Source organism: Pseudoduganella lutea, from assembly GCF_004209755.1.
GTDB lineage: Bacteria > Pseudomonadota > Gammaproteobacteria > Burkholderiales > Burkholderiaceae_D > Rugamonas > Rugamonas lutea.
This window is the reverse complement of the sequence record NZ_CP035913.1, coordinates 1,669,416-1,684,234: the sequence shown is the minus strand read 5'-3', so window position 1 is coordinate 1,684,234 and position 14,819 is coordinate 1,669,416. Positions and strand designations below refer to the sequence as shown.

General features: G+C 59.7%; 14 protein-coding genes and 1 tRNA gene. 8 read left to right on the top strand and 7 right to left on the bottom strand.

Features of this window, described 5'->3' with window-relative positions; genetic code table 11:
* The first annotated feature begins 438 nt into the window (after nucleotides 1-438).
* The 7 genes from dusA (at nucleotide 439) to EWM63_RS07115 (ending at nucleotide 5,946) form a co-directional block, all read left to right on the top strand.
* Nucleotides 439-1,422 (top strand): tRNA dihydrouridine(20/20a) synthase DusA, encoded by a 984-nt coding sequence (gene dusA / locus EWM63_RS07140; RefSeq protein ID WP_130185903.1) that lies wholly within the window; start codon nucleotides 439-441, stop codon nucleotides 1,420-1,422.
* A gap of 415 nt (nucleotides 1,423-1,837) precedes the next feature.
* Entirely contained in the window at nucleotides 1,838-3,595 is a 1,758-nt protein-coding gene (locus tag EWM63_RS07135) for a methyl-accepting chemotaxis protein (RefSeq protein ID WP_207221257.1), read from the top strand.
* 51 nt (nucleotides 3,596-3,646) lie between these two features.
* A complete protein-coding gene (locus tag EWM63_RS07130; RefSeq protein ID WP_130185902.1) occupies nucleotides 3,647-3,991 on the top strand; it encodes an energy transducer TonB in 345 nt (114 codons plus the stop codon).
* Between the two features lie 54 nt (nucleotides 3,992-4,045).
* Nucleotides 4,046-4,381, top strand: a complete 336-nt coding sequence (locus EWM63_RS07125; RefSeq protein ID WP_130185901.1) for an energy transducer TonB — start codon at nucleotides 4,046-4,048, stop codon at nucleotides 4,379-4,381.
* A 160-nt stretch (nucleotides 4,382-4,541) separates the two neighbouring features.
* The gene (locus EWM63_RS07120; RefSeq protein ID WP_130185900.1) at nucleotides 4,542-5,111 is read left to right on the top strand and encodes a hypothetical protein; all 570 of its coding nucleotides are present in this window, start codon (nucleotides 4,542-4,544) and stop codon (nucleotides 5,109-5,111) included.
* A 29-nt stretch (nucleotides 5,112-5,140) separates the two neighbouring features.
* On the top strand, nucleotides 5,141-5,314 hold the full coding sequence (locus EWM63_RS31710; protein WP_165390772.1) for a hypothetical protein: 174 nt from the start codon (nucleotides 5,141-5,143) through the stop codon (nucleotides 5,312-5,314).
* Nucleotides 5,315-5,577: 263 nt separating this feature from the next.
* Nucleotides 5,578-5,946, top strand: coding sequence for a hypothetical protein (locus EWM63_RS07115; RefSeq protein WP_130185899.1), 369 nt, complete (start codon nucleotides 5,578-5,580; stop codon nucleotides 5,944-5,946).
* A 286-nt stretch (nucleotides 5,947-6,232) separates the two neighbouring features.
* Here EWM63_RS07115 and EWM63_RS07110 read toward each other — a convergent pair whose 3' ends face one another.
* The 7 genes from EWM63_RS07110 to EWM63_RS07075 form a co-directional block, all read right to left on the bottom strand.
* Nucleotides 6,233-6,670: a hypothetical protein gene (locus EWM63_RS07110; protein ID WP_130185898.1), complete on the bottom strand. Its 438-nt coding sequence runs from the start codon at nucleotides 6,668-6,670 to the stop codon at nucleotides 6,233-6,235.
* 123 nt (nucleotides 6,671-6,793) lie between these two features.
* Nucleotides 6,794-7,687, bottom strand: a complete 894-nt coding sequence (locus tag EWM63_RS07105) for a pentapeptide repeat-containing protein (protein ID WP_307720833.1) — start codon at nucleotides 7,685-7,687, stop codon at nucleotides 6,794-6,796.
* A 100-nt stretch (nucleotides 7,688-7,787) separates the two neighbouring features.
* Entirely contained in the window at nucleotides 7,788-8,861 is a 1,074-nt protein-coding gene (locus EWM63_RS07100) for an acyltransferase family protein (RefSeq protein WP_130185897.1), read from the bottom strand.
* Nucleotides 8,862-10,013: 1,152 nt separating this feature from the next.
* Nucleotides 10,014-10,089, bottom strand: a tRNA-His gene (locus EWM63_RS07090).
* Nucleotides 10,090-10,253: 164 nt separating this feature from the next.
* Nucleotides 10,254-11,090, bottom strand: a complete 837-nt coding sequence (murI, locus tag EWM63_RS07085) for a glutamate racemase (protein WP_130185896.1) — start codon at nucleotides 11,088-11,090, stop codon at nucleotides 10,254-10,256.
* Between the two features lie 249 nt (nucleotides 11,091-11,339).
* Complete coding sequence (locus EWM63_RS07080) at nucleotides 11,340-12,869, bottom strand: fumarate hydratase (RefSeq protein ID WP_130185895.1); 1,530 nt, start codon at nucleotides 12,867-12,869, stop codon at nucleotides 11,340-11,342.
* A 25-nt stretch (nucleotides 12,870-12,894) separates the two neighbouring features.
* Nucleotides 12,895-13,503 (bottom strand): TIGR00645 family protein, encoded by a 609-nt coding sequence (locus tag EWM63_RS07075; RefSeq protein WP_130185894.1) that lies wholly within the window; start codon nucleotides 13,501-13,503, stop codon nucleotides 12,895-12,897.
* A 156-nt stretch (nucleotides 13,504-13,659) separates the two neighbouring features.
* On the opposite strand from EWM63_RS07075, the gene EWM63_RS07070 reads away from it, so the two are divergent.
* Nucleotides 13,660-14,802 carry an acyltransferase family protein gene (locus EWM63_RS07070; RefSeq protein ID WP_165390771.1) on the top strand — a complete coding sequence of 381 codons (1,143 nt, stop codon included), beginning with the start codon at nucleotides 13,660-13,662 and terminating at the stop codon, nucleotides 14,800-14,802.
* Nucleotides 14,803-14,819 lie beyond the last annotated feature (17 nt).

Sequence of the window (14,819 nt, the reverse complement as noted above, 5' to 3'; positions counted from 1 at the left end):
GCGGTCCAGGTCGTTCAGCACTTGCGCAACATCCGTGGCGCGGACACCAGTTGGCGGCTCCATCGCGGCAGCATGATCGCCGGCTTGTTGGTCGCGCTCAGCCAGATCGCTGGCCAGCTCTTATTTCCGTCGTGCAACTGCCGATGAGAATGCCGAATGTAATAGAATTGAGGCTTCGACTACCCCGATATGCGCTGGCGTCCATCTCCGACCCGACCCTCCGGGCCCACTCCGAAAGCCATGCTTTTTATAGAAAACGACGTGCTTGCCGACTTGTGGCCGGTACGTCCTACTTGGGCAAACCATGTTTGTGCCGCGCTTCTGTATAGACGCTATGGTGATGTAAGTTTGCTGAAATGAGCCCGGAAATACGAAAAAGACGGGCTAATTCATCAAAAATGGCTGCATGAAAAACCCGCTCAAAATCCCAAAAAAGCAATGAAATCAGAAACTTACAAAGGTCGGCGCATATCTGTCGCTCCCATGATGGACTGGACCGACCGCCACTGCCGCGTCTTCCACCGCCACATCACGAAGCACACATGGCTGTACACGGAAATGGTAACTACGGGCGCGCTCGTCTATGGCGACGTGGAGCGCCACCTGCGCTTTAATGAAGAAGAACACCCGGTGGCCCTGCAACTGGGCGGCAGCGATCCCAAGGATCTCGCAACGTCGGCGAAGCTGGGTGAAAAGTGGGGATATGACGAGATCAACCTCAATTGCGGCTGCCCGTCCGAGCGCGTGCAGAAGGGGGCGTTCGGCGCCTGCCTGATGGACGAGCCGGCGCTGGTGCGCGACTGCGTGAAGGCGATGCGCGATGCGGTGTCGATCGACGTGACCGTCAAGCACCGCATCGGCATCAACGAGACTGAAAGCTATGATTTTGTGCGCGACTTCGTCGGCACGGTGTCCGATGCGGGCTGCACTACATTCATCGTGCATGCCCGCAATGCGATCCTGAAGGGCCTGTCGCCGAAGGAAAACCGCGAAATCCCGCCGCTGAAGTATGAATATGCGTACCGCCTGAAGCGCGATTTCCCGCAGTTCGAGATCCTGATCAATGGCGGTATCAAGACAGAAGCGGAGATCGACGTGCACCTGCAGCACGTGGATGGCGTGATGCTGGGCCGCGAGGCGTATCACAACCCTTATTTGATGGCCACGTTCGACAGCAAGTATTACGGTGACTATGCGCCGGTGAAGAGCCGCGAGGAGGTACTGCGCGCGATGATGCCGTACATTGCCGCCCAGCTGGCGAAAGAGGGCGGCCGCGGGCTGAAGCTGAACACGATCACGCGCCACATGCTGGGCCTGATGCAGGGCTTGCCGGGTGCAAAACAGTTCCGGCAAACGCTGTCGGATTCAAAGCGCCTCGCCGCCGGCGACCCGGCGCTGCTGCTGGAAGCGTTTCGACGTTGAGCACACGACGCGGTTTGACCATGCAATGTGGTCGTGAAATGGCTGTTTTGGTGCCTGGTACACCGTTTTTGTACACATAATGCAGAAAATGGCCGGTTTTCCGGCCATTTTTTTCGATCTGTCGTAATTTCCCCATAGAAATTCCTCAATACGCGTTTTTGCGTAGGATTCCGCTTGCTCGTGAGCAATGCGCAGAACTATACTTTCCGTATGGACACACATTACTAAAGCTTCAGATGTGTGACGGAATGGAAACCAAGGCAGTTCCGCGTTTTCGCTCTCCTGGTCTTGCATGCGCAGTCAATGAATCCTGGTCGGAGGTCCACGGTTCATGTAGCTACGGCTGACGCGGCGGACGATTGCAATACCCGCTTGAACATCGCTTAACAATAACCACTAACAACTTAGAGCTGAAATGAACTTAAGCAAAATGAACGTGGGCAGCCGTCTGGCGCTTGGTTTCGCACTGGTACTGGTGTTCCTGGTGGCCGTGACCGCGGTAGGCATTTCCCGCCTGGCCCAGATCCAGGATCGCCTGGACCATGTCGTCAGCGTCAACAACGTTGTCACACGCCTCGTGATTGATATGCGCAACAACGTGGCCGACCGTATCGGTTCGCTGCGCGTGCTGACCTTGATGTCCGATCCGGCCGACATGGAACCAGAATTCGCCCGCATCAAGGAACAGACCACGAAATACCGGGCCGACCTGCAGAAGCTCGAAGCCAAGTTCGCCATCGAAGCGTCGCCGGAAGAAAAGAAACTGCTGGCGGCCATCAAGGAACATGAAGCCGTGGCCATGCCGGCCATCGAACGCGCTTCGCAGTTCTGGCTGGCCAATGACGCGATGAGCGCCACCCGCGTGCTGATCAAGGAAATCCGCCCCGCGCAAAAGAAATGGATGGAAGCGCTGGACCAGCTGGGTGCGCTGGAAGACAAGGTCAACAAGGAATCGGCGATCGATGCCAAGGCAGGCTTTGAAGGCGCCCGCAATTTCATGATCGGCATGGGCGTGCTGGCCGTGCTGCTGTCGGTGGCCGCCGCTTATGCAATTACCCGTGGCCTGCTGAAGCAACTGGGCGCCGAGCCGGATTACACGGCGTCGATCGCCGGCAGCATCGCCAAGGGTGACCTGTCGGTGTCGATCGATACCTCGGCGGCCGCCAAGGAAAGCCTGCTGTCCGAAATGAAGGGCATGCGTGACAGCCTGGTCGACATCGTCAGCCAGGTGCGCGTGGGCACCGAAACGATCGGCACCGCCTCGCGTGAAATCGCCGCCGGCAATCTCGACCTGTCGTCCCGCACTGAAATGCAGGCATCGTCGCTGGAAAAGACCGCTTCCGCGATGGAAGAGTTGACGTCGACCGTGAAGCAGAACGCTGACAACGCCCGTGAAGCGAACCAGCTGGCCGCCAGCGCATCGGATGTGGCCCGCAAGGGTGGCGCCGTGGTGTCGCAGGTGGTGGACACGATGAGCTCGATCAACGCATCGGCCAACAAGATCGTCGACATCATCGGCGTGATCGATGGCATCGCGTTCCAGACCAACATCCTGGCGCTGAACGCCGCCGTCGAGGCGGCCCGTGCCGGCGAGCAGGGCCGCGGCTTCGCAGTCGTGGCGTCCGAAGTGCGCAACCTGGCGCAGCGTTCGGCCGGCGCGGCAAAGGAAATCAAGGCGCTGATCGGCGACTCCGTTGAGAAGGTGGAGCGCGGTTCGAAGCTGGTGGGCCAGGCCGGCGTGACGATGGATGAAGTGGTGGCTTCCGTGCGCCGCGTCACCGACATCATGGGCGAGATCGCCAACGCCAGCCAGGAACAGAGCGCCGGTATCGAGCAGGTGAACCGCTCGATAATCGAGATGGACAGCATGACCCAGCAGAACGCCGCGCTGGTGGAAGAAGCGGCCGCCGCCGCGCAAAGCCTGCAAGACCAGGCCGGCGAGCTGGCCCGCGTGGTCTCGATCTTCAAGCTGGAAGCAGGCGAAGAGCGCGCCGTGATCGAAGCCGTGGCCACCGCCGCGAAAGCCGTGCCGACGACCGCCAGCGTGAAGCCGGTCGTGAAAGCTGCCAAGCCAGCGCCGGCCCGCAAGGCCATCGCCGCGCCGGCGGCACCCGTCAAGCCGAAGAAGGCCGCAGTCGCCGCCACTACCGGCGACGAGTGGGAAGAATTCTAAGCAGTACCGAGATAAACCAATTAATTCGATAACTTTTCTGGAAATAAGAACATGAACAAGCACCTGATCGCCGCCTTTATCGCCACCTTCGCCGCCACCATCGTTGCAGGCACTGCCTTCGCCGCCGAAGTGCCGGCCTCCGTCGACGCCCGCAAATGCAAGGCCGAATATCCAAAGGCTTCGCTGCTGAACGAAGAGCAGGGCGCCGTGTCGATGGCCTTCCTGGTATCGCCGGCTGGCGACGTGGTGGAGTCCAAGATCGAAAAGTCGAGCGGCTTCAAGAACCTGGACAAGGCTGCCCTGAAGGCGCTGACCGCCTGCAAGTTCACGCCGGGCAAGAAAGACGGTTCCGTGGCGCAGACGTGGGCCAAGGTCGATTACGTCTGGGCGCTGTAATCACCGCCGCATTCACGACACATAGCTGACAACAGTTAGATAAAGGGGAATCAGATGAACAAGCGTTTCATGGGTGTACTGGCCGCGGTGCTCTTCGCTGGTGCCGCTTCCGCCGCGGAAGTGCCGGCTTCCTTCGACAGCAAGAACTGCAAGGCCGATTATCCGAAGGCTTCGCTGATGAACGAGGAGCAAGGCACGGTGTCGATGGCCTTCCTGGTTTCGTCCGGCGGTGACGTGAAGGATTCCAAGGTGGAGAAGTCGAGCGGCTTCAAGAACCTGGACAAGGCCGCGATCAAGTCGCTGTCCGCCTGCAAGTTCAAGCCGGGTTCGAAGGATGGCTCGCCCGCGGAGACCTGGACGAAGGTCGACTACGCCTGGAAGCTGGACTGATTTCCGCTGTTTCCCGCAGCGCTATTTTCAGCGTCTGCTGCTGTACTTTGCTTTACCTCCTTAAGCCGGCTCTGCCGGCTTTTTTTTCGCCGATCGTGCATGCCTGTTTGCCTGGGCGCACATCTGTTAATCTGCGAGTATTCCTCGACCGATAATCGACATGAAAACGCCGCTTTGCCTGTCCCTGATGTGTTTCGCGCTGCTGTCGGGCTGCTCCATGATGCGCAACCAGAACGACCCGGTGCGCGCGGGGCAGACCGTGTCGGTCATCAATGCCATCACATGGACGAATCCGCTGTCCGGCAAGCGCGACGGCGTGCGCACCACCTGGCCGCTGGCGCAACTGGCTGGCCACGAGGAAAACTTCCCGCTGGCGCAAATCAAGAACTGCAGGGAAGGGGCGACGCCCTGCGCATGGGGCGTGCTGAGCACGTCGCGCAACATCACCCGCTATGACTTTGTGGCGGGCGGCGTGGCGCTGGACCTGGCCGTGACGGTCGACGTGCACCGGCGCCAGCAGGACCGGCGCCGCAACTTCCACACGTCGATGGCGATTCCCACGGACGTGCCGGCGCTGCAATACCGCAAAGTGGTGCAGCAGGGCGTGGCGCTGCCTTACGGGAAAGTGCACCGGCTCGAATTCGAGCATGGCGTGAAATTCGAGATCTGCGCCCAGCGGCTCGATAAAAACGGCCGTGCGCTCGATGATTGCAACATACCGTATATTTGATTTGCCTTATCAACCGATGGAGGAATCTGATGGCGCAATCGAAATCTACGGGCAACCAGAACAAGCAGTCCGCGACCCAGGCGGAAGTGGAATCCTCGCCTTCGAACAAGAAGGCAAAGCAGGGCAAGGATGCGGCCAGCCATACCAAGGCCGGCAGCAAGGAAGGTGCCGGCGGCGGCAAGAAGCAGGACCGCAAGCATTGATGCCACGGCCGCCCGGTGCCCGGCGCCGCGCGGCTTCTCGCTGACGCCCTGGATCAAGCTTCTCGATCACGGGTTTCGGTCACGCTTGTCGATCACGTTTGTCGATCACGTTTTTGACCCGGTTATCGATCCGTTTTTGACCCCGTGTCTGGACCATATTTTGCCGCCATGTTGCGGTGTTGTTTGGCGCTGTAACGGTGTGTAAATCCGCGGCGCGCACGCTGGAAATTCCCTATAGTTCTCTATTGGGAAGGAGATTTACCATGAAAAACCTGTTGATTCTGCCCTTCGTGGCTGCCGCGCTGGCCGGTTGTGCCGTGCCGGGGCCCTACTATGCGGCGCAACCCGTCGACCCCTACCAGTGGCGCACCGTTTCGGTCACGCCGGTGGCACCGGGCACCGCGGCGCGCGCCGGATCCTCCGTGACCTATACCACCGAGCCGTTGCCGGCAGTTACCTACGTGCCGCAGCCGGTGTACGTGGCGCCACCCGTATATTCGCCGGCGCCGGTCTACGGGCCGTCGTACTGGTATCCGCCCATTTCGATCGGGCTGGACTTTGTATGGAGCCGCCATTCGGGCGGATGGGGTGGGCGTGGCCATCACGGCCGCGGCTGGCGCGGCCGGCGTTGATCGCCTGCCATTCAACCTTTGCCGCTTAGTGCAGCAGGAAGAACGTGGCGTTGTGGAGCATGTCGGTAGAGCACAGCAGGTAGGTGGATGCGCCGACCAGGCCGAGCAGGATGGTGCTGAAGGTGAGTGGAATATGCCGTGCCATGATGGGCTCCTTTTGACTTAAGTGCATCTTAAGGGAGCGGCCTGTCGGCGTCATCGGCAAAAGGTTGGGCGAGTTGTAGGAGGAATGCTCGTGACAATGCGCAGGCTGTCCGGCTTGCGCATTGTTGTTAAAAGGGGCGGTTTAGCGGCGGCCGAACGTGATCACGGCCGATTCCGGTGCCGTGTCGAGGGCGTTCGACTCCTGCAACCATGACGTCACGCTTTCCGGTTGCTTGAGCTGGATACCGGCGCCATCGATATAGCCCACCAGTTCCAGCGTGCTGGCATTCATCTTTGCCTTCGATACTGTTGGCGCTACCAGAACCAGCCGGTCATACGCCTTGCGCACCTTGTTTTCCCATTTGTGCAGGCTGGCTTCGTCGAAACGGTTGGCTTCGAAATAGACGGTCAGCGTGCCATCCGGATTGCCGAACCCTACGATGCCAGCGCCCGCGCGGATGGGGCCAGCTGCAACATCGACGGCATCGGTGGGCACGAACACGCCCGCGCGACCGTCGATGCCGGGGCGCTCGGTAGGGGTGTCCTTGCTATACGTGGAGAATTCTTTCAGGGCGGACATGTCGTGCCTATTGGTATGAGGGAATACCTGTATTGTAGCGGTAAATAAATTCCGTATCGCAACAATTTAGGGTTTTTTCATCCGCCAGACCCCGTTACAACGGCCGCGCCGCATCCGGCACCTTCAACCTACCCGCAAGCCCATTTCCGACAGCACTTCGGCTGCCTGTCGTCCCGAGATGAGGGCGCCCTGGAACAGTTTCACATCGGCCAGTTTCAGCCCGCCCAGATCGGCTTCGCGCAAATCGGCATTGTCGAAGCGCGCACCTTTCAGGTTGGCGTTGCGCAGGCTGCCGCCCTGGAACACCGCGTCGCGGAAATCGCAGCCGGCCAGGTCGGCATCGGCAAAATCGAGCTGGTCCAGCGTCGCCTTGCGAAACGACATGCGACGGAGGTCGGCGCCGACCAGCAGGCAATCCTCGAATGCCAGGGCCAGGTGCGCCGCTTCCTCGAAATTCGCCCCGGTGAGCTTGCACCCCTTCAGCAGCGCCGACGCCAGCCGCGCCCGGCGCCAGCTGCTGTTGTTCAGGTCGCACCCGTGGAATTGCGCATCCGTCAGCTCCGCCGATTCGAAGTCGGCCTGGCGACCGCGGCAGCGCTGCCACATGGAGTGCATCAGCTTCGCGGCATAGAACGACGTTTCGGCCACGCTACAGTGCGCGAAGCTGGCGCCGCGCAGGTCGAGCCGCGACAGGTCGGCGCCATCGAGGTTGCATTGTTCGAATCGGGGCGTGCCTTGGGCGAGGACGCTTTCGATGTCTGCGCGGGTGAGGGTTTGTTCAGCGATGTGCATCGAATAAGTGTGGTTGCGGTACGCCAGTCCCACTGCGGATGATCGGGGTTGTGCGGCGAAGGCGGCAATTATATGGCCTTCGCACGGAGGAACGTGCGCCATGCAGCATGCTGGCTGGCGATTTCGTGGCAAGTCCTGGATGCCGGCGCTGTTGACCTGCACGCTGGCCTGCGGTGCCGGCGAGCGGATGCGCAGTGCGCCGCTCCGCCCCGCCAACAGTTCCAACAGGTACTCATCCACCAGCAGTCAATCAGCGCTTCCCTGGCAACTGGCGATGCACTCGCAGGCATGAAGGAAATCCATCATCTGCTGGCTTCTGTCGACTTCACGTTGGAGACACTTTAGTGCCAAGCCCGGCCAACTTGGCGACCGGTTCGAGAATCTTGCTCAGACCATTTCGCATGGTTCTTATCAAAGGGGCTTCAATGAGCGTAACAACGTAAGCAGCTCCGAACGATAAGGCTACCGTTCCCCAGAACAATAGATGCTCATTAAGAGCGTCATGCAATTTCGAAAATATTATGTACCCAATGGTTTGGTGGAGTAAATAAAGCGGATAGGTAAGTGCGCCAAGCAGAGGCCACTTTGCCTTGGCGAGGCTGCCTGTTTTTTGAAGACTGATCGCAGTAAACATGGCGAAGAATGCTGTCAAGGTGAAGCAGATTACGACGGCACTATGTGCCACGCCATAATGTGCTGTCTGTTCGCCAGCCATGTCTACACCCCTCTGCAGCATTAGTATCCACGCGACAGCAATGCCGGTCCAGCGCAGTGGTGTTGAACCCTTCTGCCGCACAAAATAAAAAAGAGCGCCTGCGATAAAGCAGGGAGCATATGTCAGTATTAGCTTGCTGACAAGGAAAGGTATTGGCACAGCAATATTCATGACTGCAGCAGCAAGCCATGCATACATAAACCATTCGGCTCGCTGAATCTGGCCAATAGCGATAATGCACGCTATAAGCACGTAGAATTTTATTTCTATCCCAAGCGACCAGTAGGAACCATCCAGGAATGGTACGCCGAACGAGCCTGGCATCATTGTCATGTTGAAAAGCCAAGCAGAAGTTTTTGCCGGATACAGCGTAGTTTCGGATAGCAGAATGATGCAGAAGGTTATGCTGCAGCAGATCCAGAATGCCGGGTACAGTCGTGAAAGGCGTGAGGAAATGAAATTAACGATTGACCCCGATTGCGCACTTACCATGATGACGAAACCACTAATCATGAAAAACAGATCGACGCCCAGATAGCCATATTTCATTGGCGCCGCTAGCGGCTCGTAATAAAGTGGCGAGAACCCATCTGCAGCTGCGCCTCGAAAGGCTAGGTGAAAAAGCATTACTGAGATTGCTGCGCCAAAGCGAAGCAAATCCAATTCGGGAATATGTGATTTCATTTTGGACCAGTGGTGAATGCGCTGCCGCCTCTATGTGCAGCTAGCTTGTAAGTAGAAAATTAAGTTTTTAGGTGCGATTTATTGGGCGAAAGATAAACGATGAGCACGTTTCTCGTTGCCCGGGGAGATCAAACAGCTGATGTATGGGCGAGCAGGCGTGGCTGCGCAGCTCCCACTAGACGATCCTTAACACGCCATGGATTCAAGCTTCAGTAAGATTTGCGATATTGTTCGATGCCGAAACAAACGATAACCTGACGTATCGATAAACTGGAGCAAAACTGGTTGGCAAGCAGGAAATAAAAGTGCTGTGAGTAAATCCTTCTTGGCAGCCATTTTGTTTAAATTACTTTCTATAAACTGCCATGGCGAGCTGCCTATACCGGACCAGTTTATGTATGCCGGCAAAATAGCACGAATGGCAATTAAAAACTGTCACTAATTGTCACATTGTTAAAATATATCAGTGCTATCAGCAGTTCAGCTGCCAGCCATACTGGCTGCAAATACAGCATTCCAAAACTATGTTCAGTTCCAGTCATTGAATAATCAGTGCTCGACGCGCATAAACAGCGCCCGGCCTCCTGGTCGCGGTGACCCTGCCGCGCCACGACGGCCAGTGGATTACCGGCGACGACTTCAACGTCTCGGTGCCGATCGTGGGCTAGCTGACGCTGGGGGGCGACCCACCGGCACTGCAGCAGCGGCGGCGCGTCCCACTTGGCGAACCATGCGCCTGGGCAGCGTTACAACTGATCTAGTGTGCAAGTCGCGCTTCAATCCAGTGAACGGGAGGCCGACGCGTGTGGGTTGCTGCTGAGCGGTGACAGGATCTAGCTAACGAATAATCCAAATCGTTCGCGTCATTCCTTCATCCACTCAACAGTTGTAGTGGAGGCGAGCTTCCGCTGCCGCCAGAACTGGCGCATCGCCTGGCCAGGCCAGAACATCTTTCAAATTTTGGAATTTCTTCTTCCAAAAAAGCAGAAAGGGTTACAAGCCGAAACTTGTAACCCTTTGCTCTTGCTGCGAATTCGGTGGGGCGGCTGATGGGACTCGAACCCACGACAACAGGAATCACAATCCTGGACTCAAAAGAAAAAAGGGCTACAAGCCGAAACTTGTAACCCTTTGCTCTTGCTGCGAATTTGGTGGGGTGGCTGATGGGGCTCGAACCCACGACAACAGGAATCACAATCCTGGACTCTACCAACTGAGCTACAGCCACCACTGAACTACGTTTTCTGTTTCGCCAGTAGCGCAACAGAGGCCGCATTATACAAGGCCGATTGGCATCTGGCAAACCCCTATTTTTGCAAAATTTCCTCAAAACAGGGGACAGACCCCTGTTTTGAGGAAATTTCCTGGAAACAGGGGTCTGTCCCAGGTTTTTCAGGCGACGACGACCGAATCGACTTGCGGCGTGAGCGAGAGCAGGGCGCGGAAGGCTTCGGCGAGGATGGCGGGGTTGGCGGTGGTGTAGCCGCGCAGGTGGGCCACGCCGGCGGGGCGCAGCAGGCCGGCGCCTTCGAGCAGGCGGGCGAGCTGGCGGGCGACGGCGTCGCCGGTGTCGATCAGGGCGACGGGCCCGGTCGTGTGCTGCGCCACCACGTTGCGGATCGCCTGTTCGACGAACGGGTAGTGCGTGCACCCCAGCACCAGCGTATCGGCACCGCCATCGAGCAGCGGCACCACATACTGTTCCAGCAGCGCCATCGTGCCGGCCGAACCGAGCTGGCCCAGTTCGATCTGGTCGACGAGGCCGATGCAGGGCTGCAGCAGGAACTCGGCCTGCGTGGCGGCGGCGACCTGGTCGCGCAGGGTGAGGAATTTTTCACTGTGCAGCGTGCGGTCCGTGGCCAGCACGCCGACCTTGCCGGACTTCGTGGCCGCGGCGCCCGGTTTCAGGCCCGGTTCCACGCCCACGATCGGCACGCCCGGCCACTGCGTGCGAATGGCCTTGATGGCGGCGACGGTGGCGGTATTGCAGGCCACCACCAGCGCCTTGACGCCTTGCCCGAACAGGAATGCGGCGACCGCGAGCGAGCGCTGGATCACCCATTCTTCTTCGCGGTCACCGTAAGGCGCGTAACCGGAATCGGCGAAATAGATCAGGTGTTCATGCGGCAGCTGTGCGTGCACGTGGCGCAGGACCGAAAGTCCGCCCACGCCGGAATCGAAGATGCCGATGGGAGATTCGGCATTGACGGGGAGGGTGGGGTGGGTCATCGCGGGCTCCTGATGGAATGCGGAATGTGAGGCTTTATCGGTGAGCCGAAAGCGCTTGCATCAACCCCAAGAGCGAACTGCTGGGGTCAGACCCGGCGGGTCTGACTCCGGATTTTGCATCTGGGGTGAACGCCCTGGTATTCGACATAGTAACCGGCGCCGGAAACGAAAACCGGTGTCCGACACCATGAAGCCGGTGTCCGACACCAGAGCGCTGGCCCCGTCAGGGCATCAGGCGCGAGTGGGCAGTCAAGCCAGCGCGCCTTCCGCCTTCAGGTTCTCGATCCTGACAGCCCATTCCTTCGGCCCGGTCTGGTGCACCGAAGTACCGGTGGAATCGACAGCCACGGTCACCGGCATGTCGACCACATCGAACTCGTAGATCGCTTCCATGCCCAGGTCCTCGAAGCCCACCACCTTGGCATTCTTGATCGCCTTCGACACCAGGTAAGCAGCACCGCCCACGGCCATCAGGTAAGCCGATTTGTGGCGCTGGATCGATTCGATCGCCACAGGGCCGCGCTCGGCCTTGCCGACCATCGAGATCAGGCCGGTCTTCTCGAGCATCATGTCGGTGAACTTGTCCATGCGCGTTGCAGTGGTCGGGCCAGCCGGGCCCACGACTTCGCTGCCCACCGGATCCACCGGGCCCACGTAGTAGATCACGCGGTTGGTGAAGTCCACCGGCAGCGGCTCGCCCTTGGCCAGCATGTCCTGGATGCGCTTGTGCGCGGCGTCGCGGCCGGTCAGCATCTTGCCATTCAGGAGCAGGGTCTGGCCCGGCGTCCACGACGCCACTTCTTCCTTCGTCAGCGTGTTCAGGTCCACGCGCTTCGACTTTTCCGTATCCGGTGCCCACGACACGCTCGGCCAGTCGGACAGCTTCGGCGGCTCGATGTAGGCCGGACCGGAACCATCGAGCACGAAGTGCGCGTGGCGCGTAGCGGCGCAGTTCGGGATCATGGCGACAGGCTTCGATGCCGCGTGCGTCGGGTACATGTTGATCTTCACGTCCAGCACGGTCGTCAGGCCGCCCAGGCCCTGCGCGCCGATGCCCAGCGCGTTGATCTTGTCGCACAGTTCGATGCGCAGCTCTTCGAGCTTGTTCTGCGGGCCGCGCTTCTTCAGCTCGAACATGTCGATGTCTTCCATCAGCGACTCTTTTGCCAGCAGCATGGCCTTCTCGGCGCTGCCGCCGATGCCGATGCCCAGCATGCCCGGCGGGCACCAGCCGGCGCCCATCAGCGGCACGGTTTTCAGCACCCAGTCGACCAGCGAGTCGGAAGGGTTCAGCATCACGAACTTGGTCTTGTTCTCGGAGCCGCCGCCTTTTGCCGCGACGCCCACGTCAACCGTATTGCCTTCCACCAGTTCCATGTGGACGACGGCCGGGGTGTTGTCCTTGGTGTTCTTGCGCTCGAAGTGCGGGTCGGCCACGATCGATGCGCGCAGCTTGTTGTCCGCGAAGTTGTACGCGCGGCGCACGCCTTCGTTCACGGCGTCGGTAACGGTACCAGTAAAGCCCTCGAAGCGAACGCCCATGCCGATCTTCAGGAACACGTTGACCATGCCGGTATCCTGGCAGATCGGCCGCTTGCCCTCGGCGCACATGCGCGAGTTGGTCAGGATCTGCGCGATCGCGTCCTTGGCGGCTGGGCTCTGCTCCGACTCGTAGGCGCGGCCCAGGTGCTGGATGTAATCGGCAGGGTGGTAATAGCTGATGTACTGCAGCGCTGCGGCCACGGATTCGATCAGGTCGTCTTGCTTGATGATGGTCATGACTGTTCTCTTGCGGTTGGCTGGATTAGTGATTCTTTGAACCGTTTTGCGTGCCGGTCATCAAGCGGTCGGTGTAGGCGATCGCAATGGCGGACAGCAGGAATGCAATGTGGATAAGGGTTTGCGCCATCAGCGTCTTGGCATCGTACACCTGGGCGTTGATGAAGGTTTTCAGCAGGTGGATCGACGAGATGCCGATGATCGCCGTGGCCAGCTTTGTCTTGAGCACCGACGCGTTCACGTGCGACAGCCATTCCGGCTGGTCCGGGTGGTCTTCGAGGTGCATGCGCGAGACGAAGGTTTCATAACCGCCCACGATCACCATGATCAAGAGGTTCGAGATCATGACCACGTCGATCAGGCCCAGCACCACCAGCATGATGGTGGTTTCGTTCAGCTTCGTTGGCGGTTCGCCGCCCGGCACCGTCACAGCGGCGATGATGTGCTGCAGCGAGGCTTCGTTGCCCATCGCGGCACCGATCAGATCCTTCAGTTCGACCCAGAAGTGGAATACATACACGCATTGCGCAAGGATCAGGCCCAGGTACAGCGGCAGCTGCAGCCAGCGGGACATGAAGATAAAGGAGGCAATGGGGGAAAGGCGGCGTCCGTTCGGGTACTTCGGATCGGTCATTGAATAATGGCTCCGGTGGGAATAGTGCGGATAAAAACACCCGACATTCTACACGCGAGTGCCCGTTGCCGCAGCAGCCAGCCCCGCCGCAGGGCCATTTCAGCGGTGCTGCGATGCTACACTCTGGCCTTTTTTGCAAGCGAAGGAACGTTGGGCATGAAGGAGGCGGACGACAAACTGCACTGGGTGCAGGCGCTGCGCGGCATCGCGGTGCTGCTCGTGGTGCTCACGCACACACGCTACGTCTTGCTCGACACCGACCAGTTCGCGCTTGCCGACAGGCTCATGATGCCGGGCGCCATGGGCGTGGACCTTTTCTTCATCATCAGCGGCTTCATCATGGTGTACACCACTACCGGCATGACCGGCGTGCGCAGTGCTGCGCTCTTTGGTGTAAAACGCGTGGCCCGCATCTGGCCCGCCTACGCCGTGATCACCTTAGGCTGGGTGCTGCTGAGGCACGGCGGCAGTTACTTCGCCGACGCGGCGCGCATCGAACAGTTCGTGAAGTCGCTGCTGTACATGCCGGTGGACCCGGCCAACCCGCCATTCTTCGGCTATGCCTTCCCGCTCGGCTGGACATTGGCGTTCGAGATGTATTTCTATCTCGCCTTTGGCCTGTGCATGCTGGCCGGCCGGCTGCGCTGGTTCGCGTTCGCTGTCTGGATGTTCATCACGCTGATGCTGCTGCCGCTGGACCGCGGCGGCCCCACGCTGGACGTGCGCCAGCACCTGGCAACGCATTCGCCCTGGCTGCACCTGGCGATGAACCCCATCATCTGGGAATTCCTGGCCGGCGTGGCGATCGGTCACCTGTACCTGTGCAGCTGGTTCCGCGTGCACAGCGTGCAAACGGCATGGCTGATGACGGTGTGCGGCATCGGCTTCGCCGCGTGGTTCGTATTCGGCAGGATCGGCACCTTCCACGGCCCGGCCCAATGGGGCTGGCCGCTGGCATTGATGGTGACGCTGCTCGCGCTGGCCAGCAAGACCGTGGTCTTCAAACCGCCCGCCGCGCTGGTGTGGTTGGGCACCGTGTCGTATTCGATGTATCTCACGCATTACCTGGGCCAGATGCTGCTGCTGCGCTACCTGCCGCAATGGGGCGTCGATACGAAAACCTGGGCCCAGGTCTTCCTCACCGTGCTGTTCGCGCTGCCGCTCGCCGCGCTCGCGCACTGGCTGCTGGAAGTCAAACTGAGCGGCATGGTGCGCCGCCTGCTGATGGCTGCACTGGACCGCGCGCTGCCTGCGCGGGCTGGCACCGCCGCGCCCGAAGCGGTGGCAGCGGCCAACTGATCCAGCGGGTACCTCCT

Excerpts from the sequence above, each read along its gene's own strand:
- dusA (WP_130185903.1), top strand. The coding sequence starts at position 439 with ATGAAATCAGAAACTTACAAAGGTCGGCGCATATCTGTCGCTCCCATG.
- EWM63_RS07135 (WP_207221257.1), top strand. The coding sequence starts at position 1,838 with ATGAACTTAAGCAAAATGAACGTGGGCAGCCGTCTGGCGCTTGGTTTC.
- EWM63_RS07130 (WP_130185902.1), top strand. The coding sequence starts at position 3,647 with ATGAACAAGCACCTGATCGCCGCCTTTATCGCCACCTTCGCCGCCACC.
- EWM63_RS07125 (WP_130185901.1), top strand. The coding sequence starts at position 4,046 with ATGAACAAGCGTTTCATGGGTGTACTGGCCGCGGTGCTCTTCGCTGGT.
- EWM63_RS07120 (WP_130185900.1), top strand. The coding sequence starts at position 4,542 with ATGAAAACGCCGCTTTGCCTGTCCCTGATGTGTTTCGCGCTGCTGTCG.
- EWM63_RS31710 (WP_165390772.1), top strand. The coding sequence starts at position 5,141 with ATGGCGCAATCGAAATCTACGGGCAACCAGAACAAGCAGTCCGCGACC.
- EWM63_RS07115 (WP_130185899.1), top strand. The coding sequence starts at position 5,578 with ATGAAAAACCTGTTGATTCTGCCCTTCGTGGCTGCCGCGCTGGCCGGT.
- EWM63_RS07110 (WP_130185898.1), bottom strand. The coding sequence starts at position 6,670 with ATGTCCGCCCTGAAAGAATTCTCCACGTATAGCAAGGACACCCCTACC.
- EWM63_RS07100 (WP_130185897.1), bottom strand. The coding sequence starts at position 8,861 with ATGAAATCACATATTCCCGAATTGGATTTGCTTCGCTTTGGCGCAGCA.
- murI (WP_130185896.1), bottom strand. The coding sequence starts at position 11,090 with ATGACCCACCCCACCCTCCCCGTCAATGCCGAATCTCCCATCGGCATC.
- EWM63_RS07080 (WP_130185895.1), bottom strand. The coding sequence starts at position 12,869 with ATGACCATCATCAAGCAAGACGACCTGATCGAATCCGTGGCCGCAGCG.
- EWM63_RS07075 (WP_130185894.1), bottom strand. The coding sequence starts at position 13,503 with ATGACCGATCCGAAGTACCCGAACGGACGCCGCCTTTCCCCCATTGCC.
- EWM63_RS07070 (WP_165390771.1), top strand. The coding sequence starts at position 13,660 with ATGAAGGAGGCGGACGACAAACTGCACTGGGTGCAGGCGCTGCGCGGC.